This window comes from Plantactinospora sp. CNZ320 (assembly GCF_002846275.1).
In genome coordinates this window covers 7,620,222-7,638,428 of record NZ_PJMP01000001.1, presented here as the reverse complement: position 1 = coordinate 7,638,428, position 18,207 = coordinate 7,620,222, and the positions used below count along the sequence as shown (strand labels likewise).

At 70.4% G+C, this 18,207-nt stretch carries 11 protein-coding genes and 1 pseudogene; 11 read left to right on the top strand and 1 reads right to left on the bottom strand.

Annotated features, from left to right (window positions below):
- Window positions 1-85: 85 nt before the first annotated feature.
- The 6 genes from CLT71_RS34210 (at window position 86) to CLT71_RS37650 (ending at window position 4,958) form a co-directional block, all read left to right on the top strand.
- On the top strand, window positions 86-1,270 hold the full coding sequence (locus tag CLT71_RS34210) for an ABC transporter substrate-binding protein (protein ID WP_158242367.1): 1,185 nt from the start codon (window positions 86-88) through the stop codon (window positions 1,268-1,270).
- A gap of 3 nt (window positions 1,271-1,273) precedes the next feature.
- The gene (locus CLT71_RS34205) at window positions 1,274-2,212 is read left to right on the top strand and encodes a carbohydrate ABC transporter permease (RefSeq protein WP_101370736.1); all 939 of its coding nucleotides are present in this window, start codon (window positions 1,274-1,276) and stop codon (window positions 2,210-2,212) included.
- Window positions 2,213-2,312: 100 nt separating this feature from the next.
- Entirely contained in the window at window positions 2,313-3,104 is a 792-nt protein-coding gene (locus tag CLT71_RS34200) for a carbohydrate ABC transporter permease (RefSeq protein ID WP_158242366.1), read from the top strand.
- Between the two features lie 5 nt (window positions 3,105-3,109).
- Window positions 3,110-3,982 (top strand): NAD(P)-dependent oxidoreductase, encoded by an 873-nt coding sequence (locus CLT71_RS34195; RefSeq protein WP_158242365.1) that lies wholly within the window; start codon window positions 3,110-3,112, stop codon window positions 3,980-3,982.
- The gene (locus tag CLT71_RS34190; RefSeq protein ID WP_101370733.1) at window positions 3,973-4,425 is read left to right on the top strand and encodes a nucleoside deaminase; all 453 of its coding nucleotides are present in this window, start codon (window positions 3,973-3,975) and stop codon (window positions 4,423-4,425) included. The genes CLT71_RS34195 and CLT71_RS34190 overlap by 10 nt, the downstream gene beginning before the upstream one ends.
- A 170-nt stretch (window positions 4,426-4,595) precedes the next feature.
- A complete protein-coding gene (locus CLT71_RS37650; RefSeq protein WP_101370732.1) occupies window positions 4,596-4,958 on the top strand; it encodes a hypothetical protein in 363 nt (120 codons plus the stop codon).
- Between the two features lie 14 nt (window positions 4,959-4,972).
- On the opposite strand, the pseudogene CLT71_RS38435 reads toward CLT71_RS37650, so the two are convergent.
- Window positions 4,973-5,317: pseudogene (locus tag CLT71_RS38435) on the bottom strand (Tc toxin subunit A-related protein); the annotation flags it as partial.
- Between the two features lie 204 nt (window positions 5,318-5,521).
- Here CLT71_RS38435 and CLT71_RS34180 point away from each other — a divergent pair.
- From CLT71_RS34180 to abc-f, 5 genes are all read left to right on the top strand, one after another.
- Window positions 5,522-8,326, top strand: coding sequence for a BTAD domain-containing putative transcriptional regulator (locus tag CLT71_RS34180; protein WP_101370731.1), 2,805 nt, complete (start codon window positions 5,522-5,524; stop codon window positions 8,324-8,326).
- 159 nt (window positions 8,327-8,485) lie between these two features.
- Complete coding sequence (locus tag CLT71_RS34175) at window positions 8,486-9,208, top strand: hypothetical protein (protein ID WP_143743731.1); 723 nt, start codon at window positions 8,486-8,488, stop codon at window positions 9,206-9,208.
- A 54-nt stretch (window positions 9,209-9,262) separates the two neighbouring features.
- On the top strand, window positions 9,263-10,153 hold the full coding sequence (locus CLT71_RS34170; protein ID WP_101370729.1) for a hypothetical protein: 891 nt from the start codon (window positions 9,263-9,265) through the stop codon (window positions 10,151-10,153).
- Window positions 10,154-10,400: 247 nt separating this feature from the next.
- The gene (locus CLT71_RS34165) at window positions 10,401-16,310 is read left to right on the top strand and encodes a HEAT repeat domain-containing protein (protein ID WP_101370728.1); all 5,910 of its coding nucleotides are present in this window, start codon (window positions 10,401-10,403) and stop codon (window positions 16,308-16,310) included.
- Window positions 16,311-16,515: 205 nt separating this feature from the next.
- Window positions 16,516-18,153, top strand: coding sequence for a ribosomal protection-like ABC-F family protein (gene abc-f, locus CLT71_RS34160; RefSeq protein WP_101370727.1), 1,638 nt, complete (start codon window positions 16,516-16,518; stop codon window positions 18,151-18,153).
- The last annotated feature ends 54 nt before the right edge of the window (window positions 18,154-18,207 follow it).

The following is an 18,207-nucleotide window of genomic DNA, read 5'->3' as shown; positions in this document are numbered from 1 at the left end:
CGCCGCACGGGGGCTTGTGGCGCTAACACTGTTTGCCGCGCTGTCCGGTTGTGCCGTCGACAGTGGCGGCGGGACCGGTGGGTCCGTGTCCGGTGACGGTCGGGTCGACTTTCCCAACTGGGTCTGGGGAACACCCGACAACGCACCCTTCTGGAAGGCGTTGAAGGCCGAGTTCGACGCGGAGAACCCCGACCTGCGCCTCACCGACGAGGTGGTACCCGGCGGCGAGTACCAGGACAAAATGTTCACCCTGCTCTCCGCCGGCAGCCCGCCCGACCTGGTCACGCCCTTCGACCCGCAGATGCGGGCCTGGGCCGACGCGGGGCTGCTGGAACCGCTCGACCCGTGGCTGGAGAAAGCCGGCTACAACCTGGACAGCTTCATCCCGCCGGGCCAGATGGCCAAGGGCAAGGACGGGAAGATCTACGGCGTCATCTACGTGTCCAACCCCCGGGTGCTCTTCGTCAACCGCGGCCTGTTGCAGAAGTACGGCCTGAAGCCGCCGACCACGCCCGAGGAGCTCTACGAGATGGCCAGGAAGCTGCGGGACAAGTCGGCCCAGCAGTTCGGCTTCGCCACGATGTCCGCGTCCGCGGCCGCCTTCCCGACGTACGGTGAGCTGACCCCGATCGTGAAGAGCTTCGGCGGCGACTTCGTCAAGGACGGCAAGGCGACCGCCACCTCACCGCAGACCGTCGAGGCGCTGCGCTACATCGAGAAGCTGCACGCCGAGGACCTCATCCCGGCCGGCCAGACCGAGGTGGAGTACCGGGAGGGCTTCGCCCAGGGCAAGGTGGCCACCATCGTCTGCGGTGCGTTCGTCATGTCGATCGTGAAGTCGAAGAACCCGACGAAGTTCGACGACTTCGACGCCGTACCGATGCCCTTCGGCTCACCGCGCACCACCGCCGCCAACGGGTTCCTGGCGATCCCCAAGAAGGCCACCGACAAGGAGGCCGCCGCGAAGGTGATCCTCAAGGTGCTGGAGCAGGAGTGGCAGCAGAAGCTCATCGAGATGTCCTGGCAGGTGCCGGCGCGACCGGACATGATTCCGGCCGGCTTCCTGGAGGCCAATCCGTGGTTCCGCACGATGATCGAGGCGGTGCCGCAGGCGGAGTCGCTCGCGCCGGCCGGCAACGAGTCGGACGCGCCGCAGATCCAGGACGCGGTCACCCGCAACTACCAGCAGATGCTGCTCTCCGGCCGGCCGGCCGTCGAGGCGGCCGGCACGCTGCAGGCCGATCTCACCAAGATCATAAGCGGATCCTGAACCATGGTGCAGACCACGACCAGGCCAACGGCACCGCCGCCGTCACCACCGGGTACGGCGGCGGGTGCCAAGCGGCGCCCCCGCACGGACCCGGTACGCCGCCGCCGCCGGACCGCCGCCGCCTTCCTGCTGCCGACCTTCCTGGCCATGGCGGTGCTGTTCCTCTGGCCGCTGTGGCAGGCCCTCGGAATGAGCCTATCCACCGAGGAGTCGAGCTTCACCGCAAGCAACTACCTCGACCTGATCACCGACGGCCGCTTCCACCACGCGGCGTTCGTGTCGCTGATCTACACGGTGGCGGTGGTCGGCGGCAGCCTGGCCGTCGGCATGGGCACCGCGCTGCTGCTCAACCGCAAGGTCCGTGGCGTGGCGGTGCTCCGTTCGATGTTCATCATGCCGTGGGCGATGCCGTTCGTGGCCACGGCACTGATCTGGCGCTGGATGCTCGACTCCCAGTACGGCGTCATCACGTACGGCATCGACGCGCTGGGCGGCGACGGCATGCCCAACCCGTTCAGCTCCAATCTGGCGCTCGCCACCGTCTCCGTCATCGAGATCTGGAAGACCGCACCACTCGCGGCCATCATGCTGCTCGCCGGCATGCAGGCCATCCCCAAGGAGCTGTACGAGTCGGCGGCGATCGACGGGGCGAGCGTGTGGCGGCGGTTCCTGCACGTGACGCTGCCCGGACTGCGGTTCACCACCCGGGCGGTCACCCTGCTGCTCACCCTCTGGACCTTCGGCCGAGCCTTCATGGTCATCTTCCTGACCACCGGCGGTGGACCGGGCGGCGCGACGGAGACGCTGGTGCTGCTGACCTACCTCAAGGGGTTCAACCAGTTCGACCTGCACAGCGCCACCGCGATCGGCATGGTCACGCTCGCGATCGCACTCGTGCTGACCGTGGTCTACCGAAGGGCGGCCAACGATGGTGACGACTAGCGTCCGAAGCGGCGGCGCAGGAGGTAGCGGCAGCGCAGGAGGTCACGGTGCCGCGAGGCGTCGCGGTGGCGCGAGACGGCTGGGCTCGACGGCGCTCACCGTGCTCACCTGGGTACTCGCGCTCGCGGCCGTGTTCCCGTTCGTCTGGATGTTGATCCAGGCCCTGCAACCGGAGGCGCTCCGGTTCTCGTCTCCACCGAAGATCGACCCCGCCTCGTTCAACCTCGACGGTTTCCGGGCCGCCAGCCGGGACGGGGAGATCCTGATCTGGTTGCGCAACTCGGCGATCGTCGCGATCACGAGCACCGTGGTCTCGCTCGTGCTCGGCGCCGGGGCCGCGTACGCGATCGCCCGGTTCCGCACCCGCGCGGTGACCGCCACCACGCTGCTCATCCTGGCCAGCCAGATGGTGCCGCCGGTCGTCCTGATGGTGCCGCTGTTCTCCCTCGTCACCGCGTTCGGGCTCTTCGACACGCTGCTCGCGGTGATCCTCGGCAACATCGTCTTCACCCTGCCGGTGGTCACCTGGATGCTGTCGGCCACCGTCCGCACCGTGCCGCCGGAGTTGGAGGAGGCCGCGATGGTCGACGGGTGCGGTCGGCTGAGCGTCCTGCGGCGGATCACCATCCCGGTGGCGTTGCCGGGGGTCGCGGCCGCCGCCGCCTTCTCCTTCACCTGGGCGTGGCAGGAGTTCCTGTTCGCCCGGATCATCGTCTCGCAGAACGACAACTGGGTCGGCGGCGTCGGGATCGCCTCGTTCTTCGGCGTCTACGAGACCCCCTGGCACGTGGTCATGGCCGCCACCGTGATCTTCACTATTCCGCCGGTGGTCTTCTTCCTCATCGCGCAGCGTCGCTTCGTCGACAGCGTGGGTGGGGCGGTGAAGGGATGAACAGCGTGGACGAACGCAGTGTCGGCGTGATCGGGCTCGGCGCGATGGGAGTGGGCATCGCCGCCAACCTGGTACGCGCCGGCTACCAGGTGCTCGGTTACGACGTCGCGCCCGACTCGGTCGCGGCGGCACAGCGGCAGGGTGTGACACCGGCGTCGGACGTCAGCACGGCGGCCGAGGCGGCGCGAACCGCGATCCTGGTGGTGGTGCGCACCGGAGACCAGGTCGAGGCGGTCGCCGAGGAGATCGCCAAGGTCGCCCGCCCGGGACTGCCGGTCGTGCTGGCCAGCACCATCTCGCCGGCCACCGCACGGGTGGTCGCCGATCGGCTCACCTCGGCCGGTCTGCGGCCGGTCAGCGCCGCGCTCAGCGGTGGGCCGTGGGGGGCGGAGGCGGGCACCCTGACCTTCATGGTGTCCGGCGCCCCGGACGCGGTACGCGACTGCGAGCCCCTGTTCACGGCCGCCGGCTCCCGCACGTTCGTGGTCTCCGACCGTCCGGACGTGGCGCAGGCGGCGAAGCTGGCGGTGCAGCTGATCTACGGCGTGAACATGATGGGCCTGTTCGAGGCGTTCCGGCTCGGCTCGGCGTACGGGATCGACCACGCGGCTCTGGAGGGCATCTTCCGGCACTCCGTCGCCGACAGCTGGGTGGCCCGGAACTGGCCACACGTCCGGGAATGGTGGGAGTCCAACGGCAACGGGCTCGACATCCTGCTCAAGGACATGCGCGCGGCGCTGCGCGAGGCCGACGACCTCGCGCTCGCGCTTCCCACCACCGCGCTGTCGTTCGATCTCATGCGAGCCGTCTGGCCGGCCTTCGGCGGATCGTTTCCGCCGGCCGACGAACCGGCGCCGGATCCGGTGGCGTGGACCTGAACCCGCAGGCCCGTCGGCTCGTCCGCCTAGCGGTAACGGCCGCGATCGAGAACGCCCGCCTCGGCCAGCGCCCGTACGCGGCGTTCGTCGTCTCCGGCGACACCGTGCTGGGCGAGGGGGTCAACACGGTACTGCGGGACAACGATCCCACCGCACACGCCGAGGTGGCCGCCGTCCGGGACGCGTGTACCCGTACCGGACGGCGGGACCTGGCGGGCGCCGTACTCGTCTCGTCCTGCCGGCCCTGCCCGATGTGTCAGGCGGTCGCCCGGCTGGTCGGCATCGACACGGTCCTACACCCGGGCCGGTGCCGGACACCCGCCCCCGAACTGCCCGACCTGCGACTCGTCGTGGTCCCCGACGACGACCTGGACCGGCCGTTCGCCGAGTTCGACCGCACCGGACTGCCGGCCCTGGACCGGCCGCCCAGCCGGAAAGCCTGAAGCCGCCACGCCGACTTCCGCTACGCCTCGGCTCCCCCTCGACTATCAGCCAGGCGTCGGTGATCGGTTCACCGCCGTCGAAGACCCGTACCGACCACTCGCCGTCGAAGGGCGGAACGGGAGCCCTGGTCAGCGCCGTCCCCTTGAGGTCGCCGAGGTAACTGCCGAGGTTGTCGGTGCTCTCCGCCGGGTTGCCGGTCGACGCGGCGACCCTGACGTCACCGGCGGCACGGGCCAGCAGGCGGGCGGCACGAACCGTGGGCGGGCCGTCGAGCGACCTGCTCCAGTACGGGAAGTGGCGCGGCGTGAGACGGATCCGCAACGGCCGGGCCCCGTCGACCGGGGGTGCGGCCTGGAACGACGACCAGGCGTCGGGGAAGTCGTACCGCAGCGAGAACAGGCGCGCCGATCCGACCGCCCGCGCGGCCGCGATGCGCTCCTTCAGGTCGGCGATCGCCTGGCCCCGCAGCACCTCGCCGCCCTCCCGAGCGGTGTACCGGATGTGCAGCACCACGTCGCTGATGGTGTCGTAGTCGAACGAGGTCGGTTCGCCGGCACCGGGGTTGGCCGGCAACTGGAGTTGCCAGGTGCTGACCACACCGGCGTGCTCGAACGGCAGGTACCGCTCGTCGTGCAGGTTCGCCTCGAACAGGCCCGGGTCGTTCTGCCCCGAACTGGTGACGACCGCCTGGGTGCTGCCGTAGCTCAGCGACAGCCGTGGCACGAAGCCGGAGCGCCCCTCGGACGCGGCCAGTGGAACGGAGAAGGTGCCGGTTCCGGTGGCGACGTCGGCGTTGAACTTCTCGCCGATCCCGCGAATCGCACCACCACCCTTGGGCAGCGTGATGGTCGGCCCGGCGAGGCTCGACGATTGGTCGTCCGGTGAATCCACGGGCACGGCGTCCCTCCCCGGTGCCGCTTCGGCGCGGCGCGCGTGGAAGGTACCCGACGATGGATCATCCGGGTTGTCGCGCAGCGGACAGTACGTCGAAGCTCGACCGACCGGTGACCACCTCCGCCCGTACGGGTCGTAAGGTCATGTCCGCTGCGCGACGAATGGATCAAGTTTTCCGGCCTGGAAAGCTAGCCTGAGCCGGTGCTGTCGACGGTTGCCACGAGCGTGCGGGTCAGGCTGCTCGGACCGCTGGAGGTGGTCGTCGCCGACCGGCCGCAGGCGGTGAACGGGTCCCGCCGCAGGGCCGTGCTGGCGACCCTGGCGCTGCGCGCGGGCCGGGTCGTCAGCGTCGACCGGCTCATCGACGTGGTCTGGGGCGACAACCGACCGGCCACCGCGGCGAACACTCTGCAGCGGCACGTCTCCTACCTGCGCGAGATGCTCGGCGAGCCCGGATCGATCGTGGCGCGCCAGCCCGGGTACGTGCTGAACACCGGGCCGGAGTCCACCGACGTACAGGCCGCCGAGCACCTCCTCGAACTCGCCCGGCGGTCTGCGGACCCGACCGAGCGGGTGGTCCACCTGACGGCGGCACTGGCGCTGTGGCGTGGGCAGCCGCTGGCCGACGTTTCCGGGTCCGCCTGGCTGGAGGAGCAGGCCGAACACCTGGCCCGGCTGCGGTTGACGGTCGACCGGGCGCTCGCCGAGGCCCTGCTTTCGGTCGGCGACCACGCACGGCTCATCCCGGACCTGGAGAGGCTCGTCCGGCAGTACCCCTTCGACGAGCAACTGCACGCGCAGCTCATGCTCGCCCTGTACCGCGACGGCCGGCAGGGCGAAGCGGTCGCCATGTTCCGGCGGCTGCGCGCCGCCCTCAACGACAACCTCGGTATCGACCCGAGCCCGGAGCTGCGGAATCTGGAGCGGGCCATCCTGCGCCAGGACGAGGCCATCGCCGCGCCGGCCAAGGAAAACGTCATCGCCGTCCCCACCCGGAAGGCGGGGGCGCGGCTGGCCGCCGGGCAACTGCCCCCCGCCGTACCGACATTCGCCGGGCGCCGGGCGGAACTCGCCGCCCTCGACGCGTTCGTCGACTCCGGCGGTGCCGTGGTGATCTCCGGTACCGCCGGCGTTGGCAAGACGGCGCTCGCCGTGCACTGGGCACACCGCGCCGCCGCGCGGTTTCCCGACGGCCAGCTCTACGTCAACCTGCGCGGCTTCGACCCGTCGACCACGCCGACCGATCCGCAGCGAGCGCTGCACGGCTTCCTGGAGGCGCTCGGGGTTCCGGCGGCACGGATGCCGCACGAACCGGCCGCCCTGGTCAACCTGTACCGGACGATGGTGGCCGGCAGGCGCCTGCTGGTGGTGCTGGACAACGCCCGCGACGCCGAACAGGTCCGGCCGCTGCTGCCCGGTTCACCCGACTGCCTCGCGATCGTCACCAGTCGCGACCAGCTCACCCCGCTGATCGTCGTCGAGAGCGCCCAACCGGTGATCCTCGACCTGCTCAGCGCTGCCGAAGCCCGTGAGATGCTGGTGCGCAGACTCGGGGCACCCCGGGTCGCCGCCGAGCCCGCCGCAGCCGACGAGATCGCCAGGCACTGTGCACGGCTGCCGCTCGCGCTGGCCATCGTCGCGGCCCGAGCGGCCATCAACCGGCATTTCCCGTTGGCCGCGATCGTCGGCGAACTGCGCGACCTGGACGCCTTCCACGGCGGCGACGAGACCACCGACGTCCGGGCTGTCTTCTCCTGGTCGTGCCGCCCGCTCAGTCCGGACGCGGTACGGCTGTTCCGGCTGCTGAGCCTGCATCCCGGGCCGGACGTCTCCACCCCCGTCGTGGCGAGCCTGCTGGGTGTCGCCCCGCCTGTGGTCGGTCCCCTGCTGGCCGAGCTGAGCCGGGCGAACCTGCTCACCGAGCATGCGTACGGCCGCTACGCGTTCCACGACCTGCTGCGCGCGTACGCCGCCAGCCTCGCCGACGAGGTCGAACCGCCGGCCGACCGCCGTACCGCCGTGCACCGGCTACTCGACCACCTCCTGCACAGCGCGCACACCGCCGACCTCGCGCTGCACCCGCACTTCAGCGAGATCAGCCTCACCCCACCGAGGCCCGGCGTGGCACCCGAGCGCCCCAGGAGCCGGTCGGACGCCGGGGCGTGGTTCACCGCCGAGGTCGCCGTCCTGCTCGCCGCGGTACCGCTCGCCGCACGGTCCGGGTTCGAGGGACACGCGTGGCGGCTCGCCTGGACCGTGGCCGGTTTCCTGCACCGGCAGGGGCACTGGCAGGACTGGCTCGGTACGCAGCGCATCGCACTCGCCGCCGCGTCAGGCATCGGGGACCGGGCGGGCCAGGGCCACGCGCACCGCAGCCTCGGTCTCGCCTGCTCCCGGCTCCGCCGGTACGACGAGGCCGACGATCACCTGCGACGCGCGCTCGACCTGTTCACCGCGGTCGGGGACGACGCCGGTCGGGCACACACCTGGCTCAACCTCGGCCAGTTGGCGGAGCGGCGGGGACGGTATCCCGAGGCACTCGACCGGTCCCGGCGGGCGCTGGCGCTGTTCCGGCTGACCGGGAACCGGGCCGGGCAGGGGTACACCCTCAACGCGGTCGGTTGGCAGGAGGCGCTGCTCGGCAACTGCGACCGTGCCCTGGAATCGTGTGACGAGGCGCTGAGGATGTTGCAGGAGGTGGACGACGTCCAGGGCCAGGCCGACACCTGGGACAGCCTCGGCTACGCCCACCACCAGCTTGGCGACGACCGTCGCGCGATCGCCTGCTACGAGCACGCACTCGAACTCTTCGGACAGGTGAACGACAGGTACGCCGAGGCGAGCACGTACGTCAATCTCGGTGGCAGCCACCGGGCCCTCGCCGACCTCGGCGCCGCCCGTGCCGCGTGGTGCCGTGCCCTGGCCATCCTCGACGAACTCGGTGACGCCGACGCCGAGGCCATCCGTGCCAAACTCGAACAGCTCGACTCCGCGCGACTCCCCTGACGCCGACGGCGCTCGCCCTGCTGGCGTCGACACCGCTCGGGTCCCCTGCCGTCGACACGCTCCGCTGCCGTCAGCCGCTTTCTGCGGCGTTTCAGGGCCGCTTCAGCCCGGGCCGGCACTCTTCCGGCACCAGTTCTTCCGCTAGGAATGGAGCGATCGATGAGACGTTTGGCGCGCCGCCTGGCTGTGATCGGGGTGGTCAGCGGGACGGTACTGGCCATGTCCACCGCAGCCGTGGCCGGGACCGGCAAGCCGCCGGAGAAGGGCACCGACTGCGTCGTCCAGTACCTCGACGAGCGGGGCGAGGTCGTCCGCACCGGATCCGAACCCGAGGGCCGGGAGTACGGCCAGTTCCACTGCGTCGCCGGGCAGTGGGTGTTCGCCTGGAGCCGGGACGTGCGTAACGACTCGATCGTGGCCGACGAGATCCGGATCGATCCGGCCGGCGCGGTCTCGGTCCGGCGGTTCACCGGTCCGGCGCTCGGCAACGAACTCACGCTGGGCGAGATCACCGCCATCGCCCAGGCTGTCACCGGCAGCAGGGAGGTGATGATCGATCGCGCGATCGTGGCGGTCGACGACGGCAAGGAGCGGACTCCCGAGGAGATCGAGGCGCTGCTGGCCGGCAAGGACACCACCGGCGTACGCGTGCTGGACACGATCGAGAAGCCGGATCCCGCCAGGTCGGCGAAGGACGTCATCGACGAGGCCGGCGGTACACCGGAGACGACTGTCGTCTACTTCAGCCTCTGGGGCGCGATCAAGTCGGTGTTCGCCTGGGTCGCCGACACGATCCAGGACATCGGTGAGTGGATCGATCGGCACTGCGTGTGGGCGCCCTCCTCCAGCGGCCTGGGCGTGGTGATCGTGTGCCGTTGGTAGCCGCCCTCCACCCGCCAGCAGCGCTGCTCGCCGAGACACCGATGTGAGGACCAGATGACAGCAACGTGGAAGATCACCAGACGGGCCGCGGTCGCCGCCACGGTACTGGTCGTCGGGCTGGCGACCTCGGTCGCGCCGACCCGGGCCGCCGACGGCGACGCCCGGATGACCGTCACCGACCAGCCCGGTGCGCCCGGGACGATGCTCCAGCGGTTCGAGGAGCTGACCGGCCGGCCCGTCGGCGACCTCGACAAGGTGCTGGCCGTCGACACCGGAGGCCGGAGTCTCGGCGTCGACCAGCTCGCGGCACTCGTCGCCGGCGAGGAGGTCGAGGACGTCAAGGTCATCGGCACGATGCCGGGTGGTCGGGACATTCTCGGCACGACCATGGCCGACCTCGCCGACGGTGCGTACGACGGCAGGGGTGACGACGGGACGGCGACCTCCGCCCTGCTCTTCGCCAACTCGGTGCCCGGCGGCCGGGAGTGGTGCCTGACGATGTGCATCGCCAGCGGCAAGTCCGTCTGGGAGTGCATCATGTCGCGCCTGAGTACCGATGGACAGATCCGCACCCTCGACATCTTCGGCGACACCACTGTCGGCGGCACGAAGGCGGCCCTGGAGCGGGCCAACGGCGTTGCCGTCGACGGCCCGTACGCCGTGGCGACGCTCGTCGGCGAGGGCGAGCCCTCGGCCAAGGACATCGAGACGCTCCTCGACGGCGGGGACGTCGGGTCGCTGCGCCGGGTGGCGACGCTGGAGGGGCCGGACCCCGAATGGGCGCTGGCCGACGTCGCCGAGAAGTCCGGCGTGACGTACCGGAAGACGAAGGCGCACATCTTCACCTTCAGCCTTCCCTTCCTCGGCAAGCTCCTCGCGGTCTGCATCTCCCAGGACGACGGCAAGACCTGGAAATGCTCGGTCCGTCAGTGGAGCGGGTTCTGAAGCACCTGGCCGGCGGTGTTCGTCGGTGACCCGTCTGCTGTCCGGCTGAGGCCGGACATGGTGGAGGCCCCGGCGTGTGTCGGGGCCTCCACCAACAGGCCGGACCCGCCGTACTGAGCCGGCGGGGCACCGCGCCCGACGCTCGGACCGGCAGGCAGACTCGTCCGCTCCGGCGATCGCTCGGCGCGATCGGGACTGCTACCTTCGGTAGCCGGATAAGCCCCTCCCTCCAGCCAGGGACCCGTTGATGAAGGTGTACGTCTCCGCGACCTTTCGCGACCTCGAGGAATGTCGTGCTGCCGTGCGGCTGGCACTGCGGCGGCTCCGGGTCGAGGACACCTCCATGGAGTCGTACGTCGCCGAGGACCGCCGCCCCCTCGAACGCTGCCTGGCCGACGTCGCCGACTGTGACGTCTACATCGGCATCTTCGCCTGGCGGTACGGCATCGTCCCGCCCGGGCAGGACCGGTCGATCACCGAACTCGAGTACCGCCAGGCGCTGGCCACCGGCAAGCCCTGCCTGATCTTCCTGCTCGACGAGGAGGCACCCTGGCCGCGCAGTTTCATCGACCGGGGGCCGGACGCGGAGAGGATCGAGCGACTGCGGGCGGAGTTGTCCGACCGACACATGTGCAGCACGTTCCACGATCCGGCGGATCTCGCCACGATGGTCACCGCCGCGCTGGCAAACGTGCAGTTGGACATCGGGCAACCCGCGCAAGGGCTCGGAACGTTCGGTCCGGACGTCGTCGGGCGGTACTTTCACCGACTGCGCCAGCACTACGGGCTGCTGGACCTGGACCCGCTGACGCCGCCCCAGGCCGACGACCACCTGCGGATCCAGTTGGCCTCGGTCTTCGTGGAGCAGTGGGTCAGGGAGGACCCGCCCCCGGTCGAACTGCCCCGGGAGTGGCTGCGCCGGATGCAGTCCGAGGGGCGGATCGGCACCGAGGACCTGCCCGAGGAGGTGGATCCCGGCGAGCTGGTACACCTGCACGACTCGTACCGGGCGAAGCCGTTGCAGCGGCTCTTCGACGTACTCGGCGCACCGGACCAGCGGACGATCGTGCTGCTCGGCGACCCCGGTTCGGGCAAGTCCAGTGCGGTCCGCCATCTGGCGCTCAGCCTGACCACGGATCCGCTCGACCCCCGGATGAGCGCGCTCGCCGACCATCTGCCGCTGCTGATCGAGCTGCGCTCATACCTCACCCTGACCGCCGAGGGCAGGTGCGACAGCTTCGTCGACTATCTGGATTACCGGGCCGGCATGGACGGACTGGGTGTCGCACGCCCGGTGCTGCTGCGGCACCTGCGCACCGGCGGCCGGGTGTTGATGATCCTGGACGGTCTGGACGAGGTCTTCGACCGGCACCAGCGCGAGCAGGTGGCCGGGCAGATCGCAGCGTTCGCCACCGAGCACCCCCGGGTACGGATGATCGTCACGTCGCGGATCGTCGGCTATTCCCGGCGTATCCTGACCGAGGCCGGCTTCACGCACTACACGTTGCAGGACCTGGACGAGAAGCAGATCGCCGAGTTCCTCTCCAGCTGGTACGGGCGGGCCACCGCGACCAGGCCGGCGGAGGTGTCGACCCGTCAGGACCGGCTGCTGGAGACGATGCGCCAGTCGTCCGCGCTCCGCGAACTGGCTGGCAACCCGCTGCTGCTGACCACCCTGGCGATCGTCGGCCGACACCAGCCGCTGCCCAGGGAACGGTGGAAGCTCTACGACCACGCCGCGACGGTGCTCGTCGAGCAGTGGGACGTGAACCGGCATCTGCGGGAGCGGTCCCAGATCGCCGGTTTCCTCGACACCGAGGACAAGAAGGAACTGCTGCGCCGGCTCGCCTGGCGGATGCAGTCTGCCGACCGGGGCCTGACGGTCAACTACATCGACCGGGCGGACCTGGGTGACGTCTTCGAGCGGTACCTGATCGAGCGTTACGACCACCAGCCCGACATTGCCCGAGTGATCGCGGCGGCGATGATCGACCAGTTCCGGGAGCGCAACTTCATCCTGAGCCGGTACGGCCCGCATGTCTACGGCTTCGTGCACCGTAGCTTCCTGGAGTTCTTCTGCGCCGAGGCGATCCTGACCAGGTTCCGGCACAACCAGGGGCTCTCCCTCGACCGGCTCAAGGAGCTGTTCCGCCGGCACGCCGCCGACCTGTCCTGGCGGGAGGTGCTGCGACTGGTGACCAGCGCGATGACGGGAACGCACGCCGCCGCCCTCGTGGAGGTACTCGTCGACGGTGTCCAGCCGTCCCGGCCGGCGGGCGTGCCGGAAAGTCCACCGTGGAACCTCGTCCTCGCGGTGCAGTGCCTGGCCGAGATCCGGCGCTTCGACGATTCGGTGGCGACCGCGGCGGAGAGCCTGCTGCGCAAGGTCATCCTCTTTCTCGAACAGGGCGTCGGGGTCACCGATCCGGGCGCCGAGCAGCTGTTCGAGGAGGAGATCCTGCCGGCCGCGCGGTTGATCGGCAGCAACTGGCCGAGGCGGGAGATCTATCTCGACTGGTACCGGCGGCGCGGCGTACGGCTGCTGTGGAGCCCGACGATCACCCACGCCACCCGGCTGGCCGTGATCCTCTCCACCCGCGCCGACGGGATCGAGGAGTTGATCGACCAGGTACTGGCGGAGATCGACGACAGTCGGTGCGCCCACGCAGTGGTGGCCGGACTCGTCGAACTGGCCGCCAACCCGGCCGGCGCCGCCGACACCGCCCGGCTGCGCCACCAGCTCGTCCGGCGTGCCCGCGACGACGGGAACGCGAGCGTCCGGCTGGCGGCTCTGCAGGCGCTGGCCGAGCGGCACGGCACCGATCCAGAGGTCCGGGCGCTGCTGCTGGACCGCAGCCGGGCGGACCCTTCGGCGACCGTCCGGGCAGCCGGGGTGCAGACCCTGCGGGACCGGTTCCGGGGCGACCCGGCGGCCCGCCGGGTCCTGCTCGACCGGCTACGGCACGACGACAACACCGGAGTGCGGAGGACAGCGGTGCAGGCGCTCAGCGAGACATCCGAGCCGGACGACGAACTCCGCCAGGTGCTGGTGGAATGCGTACTGAACGGCCGTGACATCGAGGTGCTGCGGATAGCCGTGCAGGCGTTGACGGAGCGGTTCGCGGCGGGGGCCGAGGTGATCGACCTGCTCACCCGGCGAGCCGGCCGGGACGAGGACGGCGCGATGCGTGCGGCCGCCGTACGCCTGCTCGGCGAGCAGCGCGCCGAGTCCGCCGAAGTCGAGCAGATCCTGGTCGGGCGGCTGCGCGAGGACTCGAATCCCGGTGTGCTGCGCAGCGCGGCACAGGTGCTGCTGGAACACTTCGACACCGCCGCGGAGAGTGTCTGCGCCGAACTGGTCGGGCGCTCCCGCGACGATGCGGTGAAGGGTGTCCGGCGAACCGCCGCCCAACTGCTGGTGGAGCACTTCGGCACCGACCCTACGGTCCGGGCGGTACTGGTGGCGATCTCCGGACGCGATCCGGACCCGGAGAACCGGGCGGCGGCCACGAAGGCCCTGGCCGGCTGGGCGTCGTCCCACCAACCCAGCGCACAGGCGCTGCTCACGCTGGTCACCGTGGACCGGGACAGCGGGGTACGGTTGGCCGCCCTGGAGGGTCTGGTCGAGGCCGGCGAGGCGGTGCCGGCCGAGTCGGTGTTGGTGGACGCCGCCCGGTCCGACGGCGACGCCAACGTACGCGCGGCGGCGGTCCGGGCGCTGGCCCTGCGCTGTGCGGACGACCCACGACTGCGCAGGATCCTGGTGGAACGGCTGCGCGAGGATCCACACGGGACGGTACGGACCGCTGCGGTGCAGGCTGTCGGCCCGCATCTCGCCGGCAACGCGGAGGTGCAGGACGGCGTGCTCTACGCCGCACAGCACGACCCGTCCCCGACGGTCTTCGGCAACGCCGTCACGACCCTGATCGACCACGGGAGCACCGCCCCGGCCGCGCGCCGGCTGCTGCTGCAACGGGCCCGGACCGACGCGAACGCCGGGATCCGGCTCTCGGCAGTGCGGCTGGTGGTGTCGCGGTTCCAGTTCAACGACGCCACCCGCGAGGTCCTGATGGACCATCTCCGGCGCGAACCCGACGTCGAGATCTTCAGTACCGCCCTGGCCGCCCTCGCCGCGCACTCCGCCGCCTCGGAGACCCAGCGGGAACTGCTGACCGCGCGGGCGACAAACGATCCCGACTCCGCCATCCGGGAGGCCGCCGTGGTGGCCCTGGCCGAGCGGTTCGGCACCGAACAGAGCGTCCGGGACGCGCTTATCGAGCGCGCCCAGGACGTGACCGAGGTACGGGTGCGCCGCGCCGCGCTGCGCGTACTGGGCGAGGGACTCGCCGGCTATCCGGAGGTACGCGCCCTGGTCGTCGACTGCCTCCGGGCCCGGGACTGGTCGCTGCGGGAACTCGCGGTACAGATCCTGGCGCAGCGGTACGGAACCGAGCCGGAAACCCGGGCACTGCTGAGCCAGTACGCCCTCAGCGACCCCGACCCGGACTTCCGCCGGCTGGCGGCGCAGGTGCTGAGCCAGCTGCCCGGCACCGACCCGGAGGATCTGCCGGACCTCTCCACCGACAGCGGCGCCGAGGCGATCGGATCCGCCCCGGCCGACCCCGGAGACGACGGGCGGGACGCCGGTCTGGTGCACGAGCTGGGTGACGTCTTCACCCTCAACGGCACGCCCACGCTGACCTTCGTCGAGCCACCCGCGTTCCGGCACTTCCTGGCCGCCCTGCGCCAGCCCGGCCTCGGCATCGTCCTGGAGGGACCGTCCGGGATCGGCAAGAGCACCTTCCTGCAACAGGCGGTACGGCGGGAGAAGCGGCACGGGCGGACCATCCAGGTACTCACCCCGAAGCGACCCGAACACCTGGACCGGATCCGGGAGCTGCCGACCAAGCCGCACCGGGGAATCGTGGCGATCGACGACTTCCAGCAGCTCTCCCCGACCGACCGGACTCTGATCGCCAACCTGCTCAAGTTGCTCGCCGACGAGGGCGCCGAGGACCGCCGGTTGGTGATCGCCGGCATCCCCGGCACCGGGGACAGCCTGGTCGAGGTGCGGTACGACCTCGCGACCCGGATCCAGGTCTTCAAGATCCCATCGGTCGACGACGAACTGGTCACCCAGATGATCAGGCAGGGCGAGGCGGCGCTCAACGTCAGCTTCGGTCAGGCCGAGCAGATCGTCACGCTCGCCACCGGCAGCCTGAACACCGCGCAGATGCTCTGCTGGCACCTGGCCCACCTCAACTCGATCGAGCGGACCCAGACGATGCCGTTCACGATCGACCGTGGTCTCGACGAGGCTCTCGCGTACGTCGAGACCACCCTGGCGCTGAAGTACAAGGCGATCGTGCACGCGTTCGCCTGTCTGGACGGGGAACGTCAACAGTCCTGCATCGAGCTGCTGCTGATGCTGCCCGAGGCGGGCGGCGTACTCGACCTGGACCAGGTGGCGACCGAGCATCCGCACCTGGCGACCGCGATCGACGTACACCTGCTCGCGGCGTTTCCGGACGGCTTCGGCGCGTCGCTGGGCCGGCTGGAGGACACCCTCTATCTGAACCCGCACTCCCGGCAACTGATCATCGAGGATCCTCAGTTCCTGCTCTACCTGCGCCGGCAGTCGCGGGACGGGCTGGCCCGGACCGCCGGCAAACGCCTCAGTACGCGGCGGAGGCAGATCTTCGTCAGCTACAGCCACCAGGACACCGAGTGGCTGCAACGGCTCCGGATCCACCTCCAACCGCTGGTGCGCGACGGGCACATCGAGCTCTGGACGGACACCCAGATCGAACCCGGCAGCCCGTGGCGAGAGGAGATCACGGCGGCCATCGACCGCGCCTGTGCCGCGATCCTGCTGGTCAGCGCGGACTTCCTCGCGTCGACCTTCATCACCGAGGTCGAACTGCCCGCCCTGCTCGAGGCCGCCCGCGCCGACGGTTGCCGGATCATGCCGCTCATCGTCGCGCCCAGCCAGTTCCAGAACCGGCCGGAGATATCGAAGTTCCAGGCGTTCAACGACCCCAAGCAGCCACTGAGCGGGGAGAAGCCGCACGATCGGGAGACGGTGCTGGCCGAACTCGCCGCCACGCTGCTACGGCTGATCCCGAGTGCCGCCGGTGCTACGGTGGATCGCGGATGATCCGCACGTGGATGATCAGACGAACATGGGAGACGAGACATGGTGGGTGACGACGACATCTCCGGGTGAGACCGGACATGTGATCGGCCGCCGGCCGCGCCTGTGAGCGCCGTTGCCGGGGTCGCTTCGTCGTTGCTTCGAGAACCGTGTCCCCCTGTCGGGCGGCTGAGTTCCGCCTGCCCTCACCTTACGAGGTTGTTTCCCGATGTCCGATTCCTTCATCGTCTGCTCGAACCTGAGCTTCTCCTGGCCGGATGACACTCCGGTCTTCCAGCACCTCTCCTTCACGATCGGTGGCGGCCGTACCGGGCTGGTCGCGCCGAACGGTTCCGGCAAGAGCACCCTGCTCAGGTTGATCGCCGGCGAGTACCGGCCCACCGCCGGGTCCGTCTCGGTGCGGGGGACGCTCGGCTACCTTCCGCAGAACCTGCCGCTGGTCGGCGACGTGACCGTGGCCGAGGTGCTGCAGATCGCTCCGCTACTCGGTGCGCTGCACGCCATCGAGTCCGGAGACGCCAGCGAGGAACACTTCGCCACGATCGGCAACGACTGGGACATCGAGGAGCGGACCCGGGCCCAGTTGGACCGGCTCGGCCTCGGCGACCTTGCCTTCGACCGGCGCCTGGACACCCTCAGCGGCGGCCAGGTCGTCTCCCTCGGCCTGGCGGCGCAGCTGTTGAGGCGGCCGGACGTGCTTCTGCTGGACGAGCCGACGAACAATCTCGACCTCGATGCCCGGCACAGGCTCTACGACGTGCTGGAGCAGTGGAACGGCTGCCTGCTGCTGGTCAGCCACGACCGGGCGCTGCTCGACCGGATGGACCGCATCGGCGAACTCGACCGTGGCGACCTGCGCTTCCACGGCGGGAACTTCACCGAGTACGAGGCGGCCGTGCGCGCCGCGCAGGAGGTGGCGGAGAAGAACGTCCGCAACGCCGAGCAGGAGCTCAGGCGGGAGAAGCGGGAGTTGCAGGAGGCCCGCGAGCGGGCGGCACGGCGGGCCAGCAACGCCTCCCGCAATCTCAAGAACGCCGGCCTGCCGAAGATCTTCGCCGGCACCATGAAGCGGGACGCCCAGGAGTCCGCGGGCAGGGCGAACGAGATGCACTCCTCCCGGGTCAACGACGCCAGGGCCCGGCTCGACGAGGCGGGGCGCGCGCTGCGCAACGAGCAGAAGATCTCACTGGTGCTGCCCGGCACCAACGTACCGGCCGGACGGACGCTCTTCACAGGTGAACGGATGCAGGTCCGTTACGGCGAGCGCTCGCTGTTCGCCGCCGACGGCGTCGACCTGGCGATCCGGGGGCCGGAGCGGATCGCCCTGCTCGGCCCCAACGGAGCCGGCAAGTCCACCCTGCTGCGCCTGATCAACGGCGACCTGGAGCCGGAGGGCGGCCGGATCAAGCGGGCCGAGGGCCGCATCGCGTACCTGTCCCAGCGCCTGGACCTGTTGGACCTCGACCGTACGGTGGCGGAGAACCTGGCCGCGTTCGCACCGCAGACCCCGGACGCGCAGCGGATGAACCTGCTCGCCCGGTTCCTGTTCCGCGGCCCCCGGGCCCACCTGCCGGTCGGGGTGCTCTCCGGCGGCGAACGGCTGCGCGCCACCCTGGCCTGCGTGCTGGGCGCCGAGCCGGCGCCGCAACTACTGCTGCTCGACGAGCCGACCAACAACCTCGACCTGGTCAGTGCCGGTCAGTTGGAGAGCGCGCTGGGCGCCTACGAGGGTGCGCTGCTGGTGGTCAGCCACGACGAGCGGTTTCTCGCGGAGATCAGGGTGAACCGCTGGCTGCGGCTCACCGAGGGGCGCCTGCTGGAGAGCGGCCCCCCGGACATCGACTGACCGACCTCCACAGTGGCCGGGTACGCACGGCCTGAACTCGGAATCCAGCCCTCG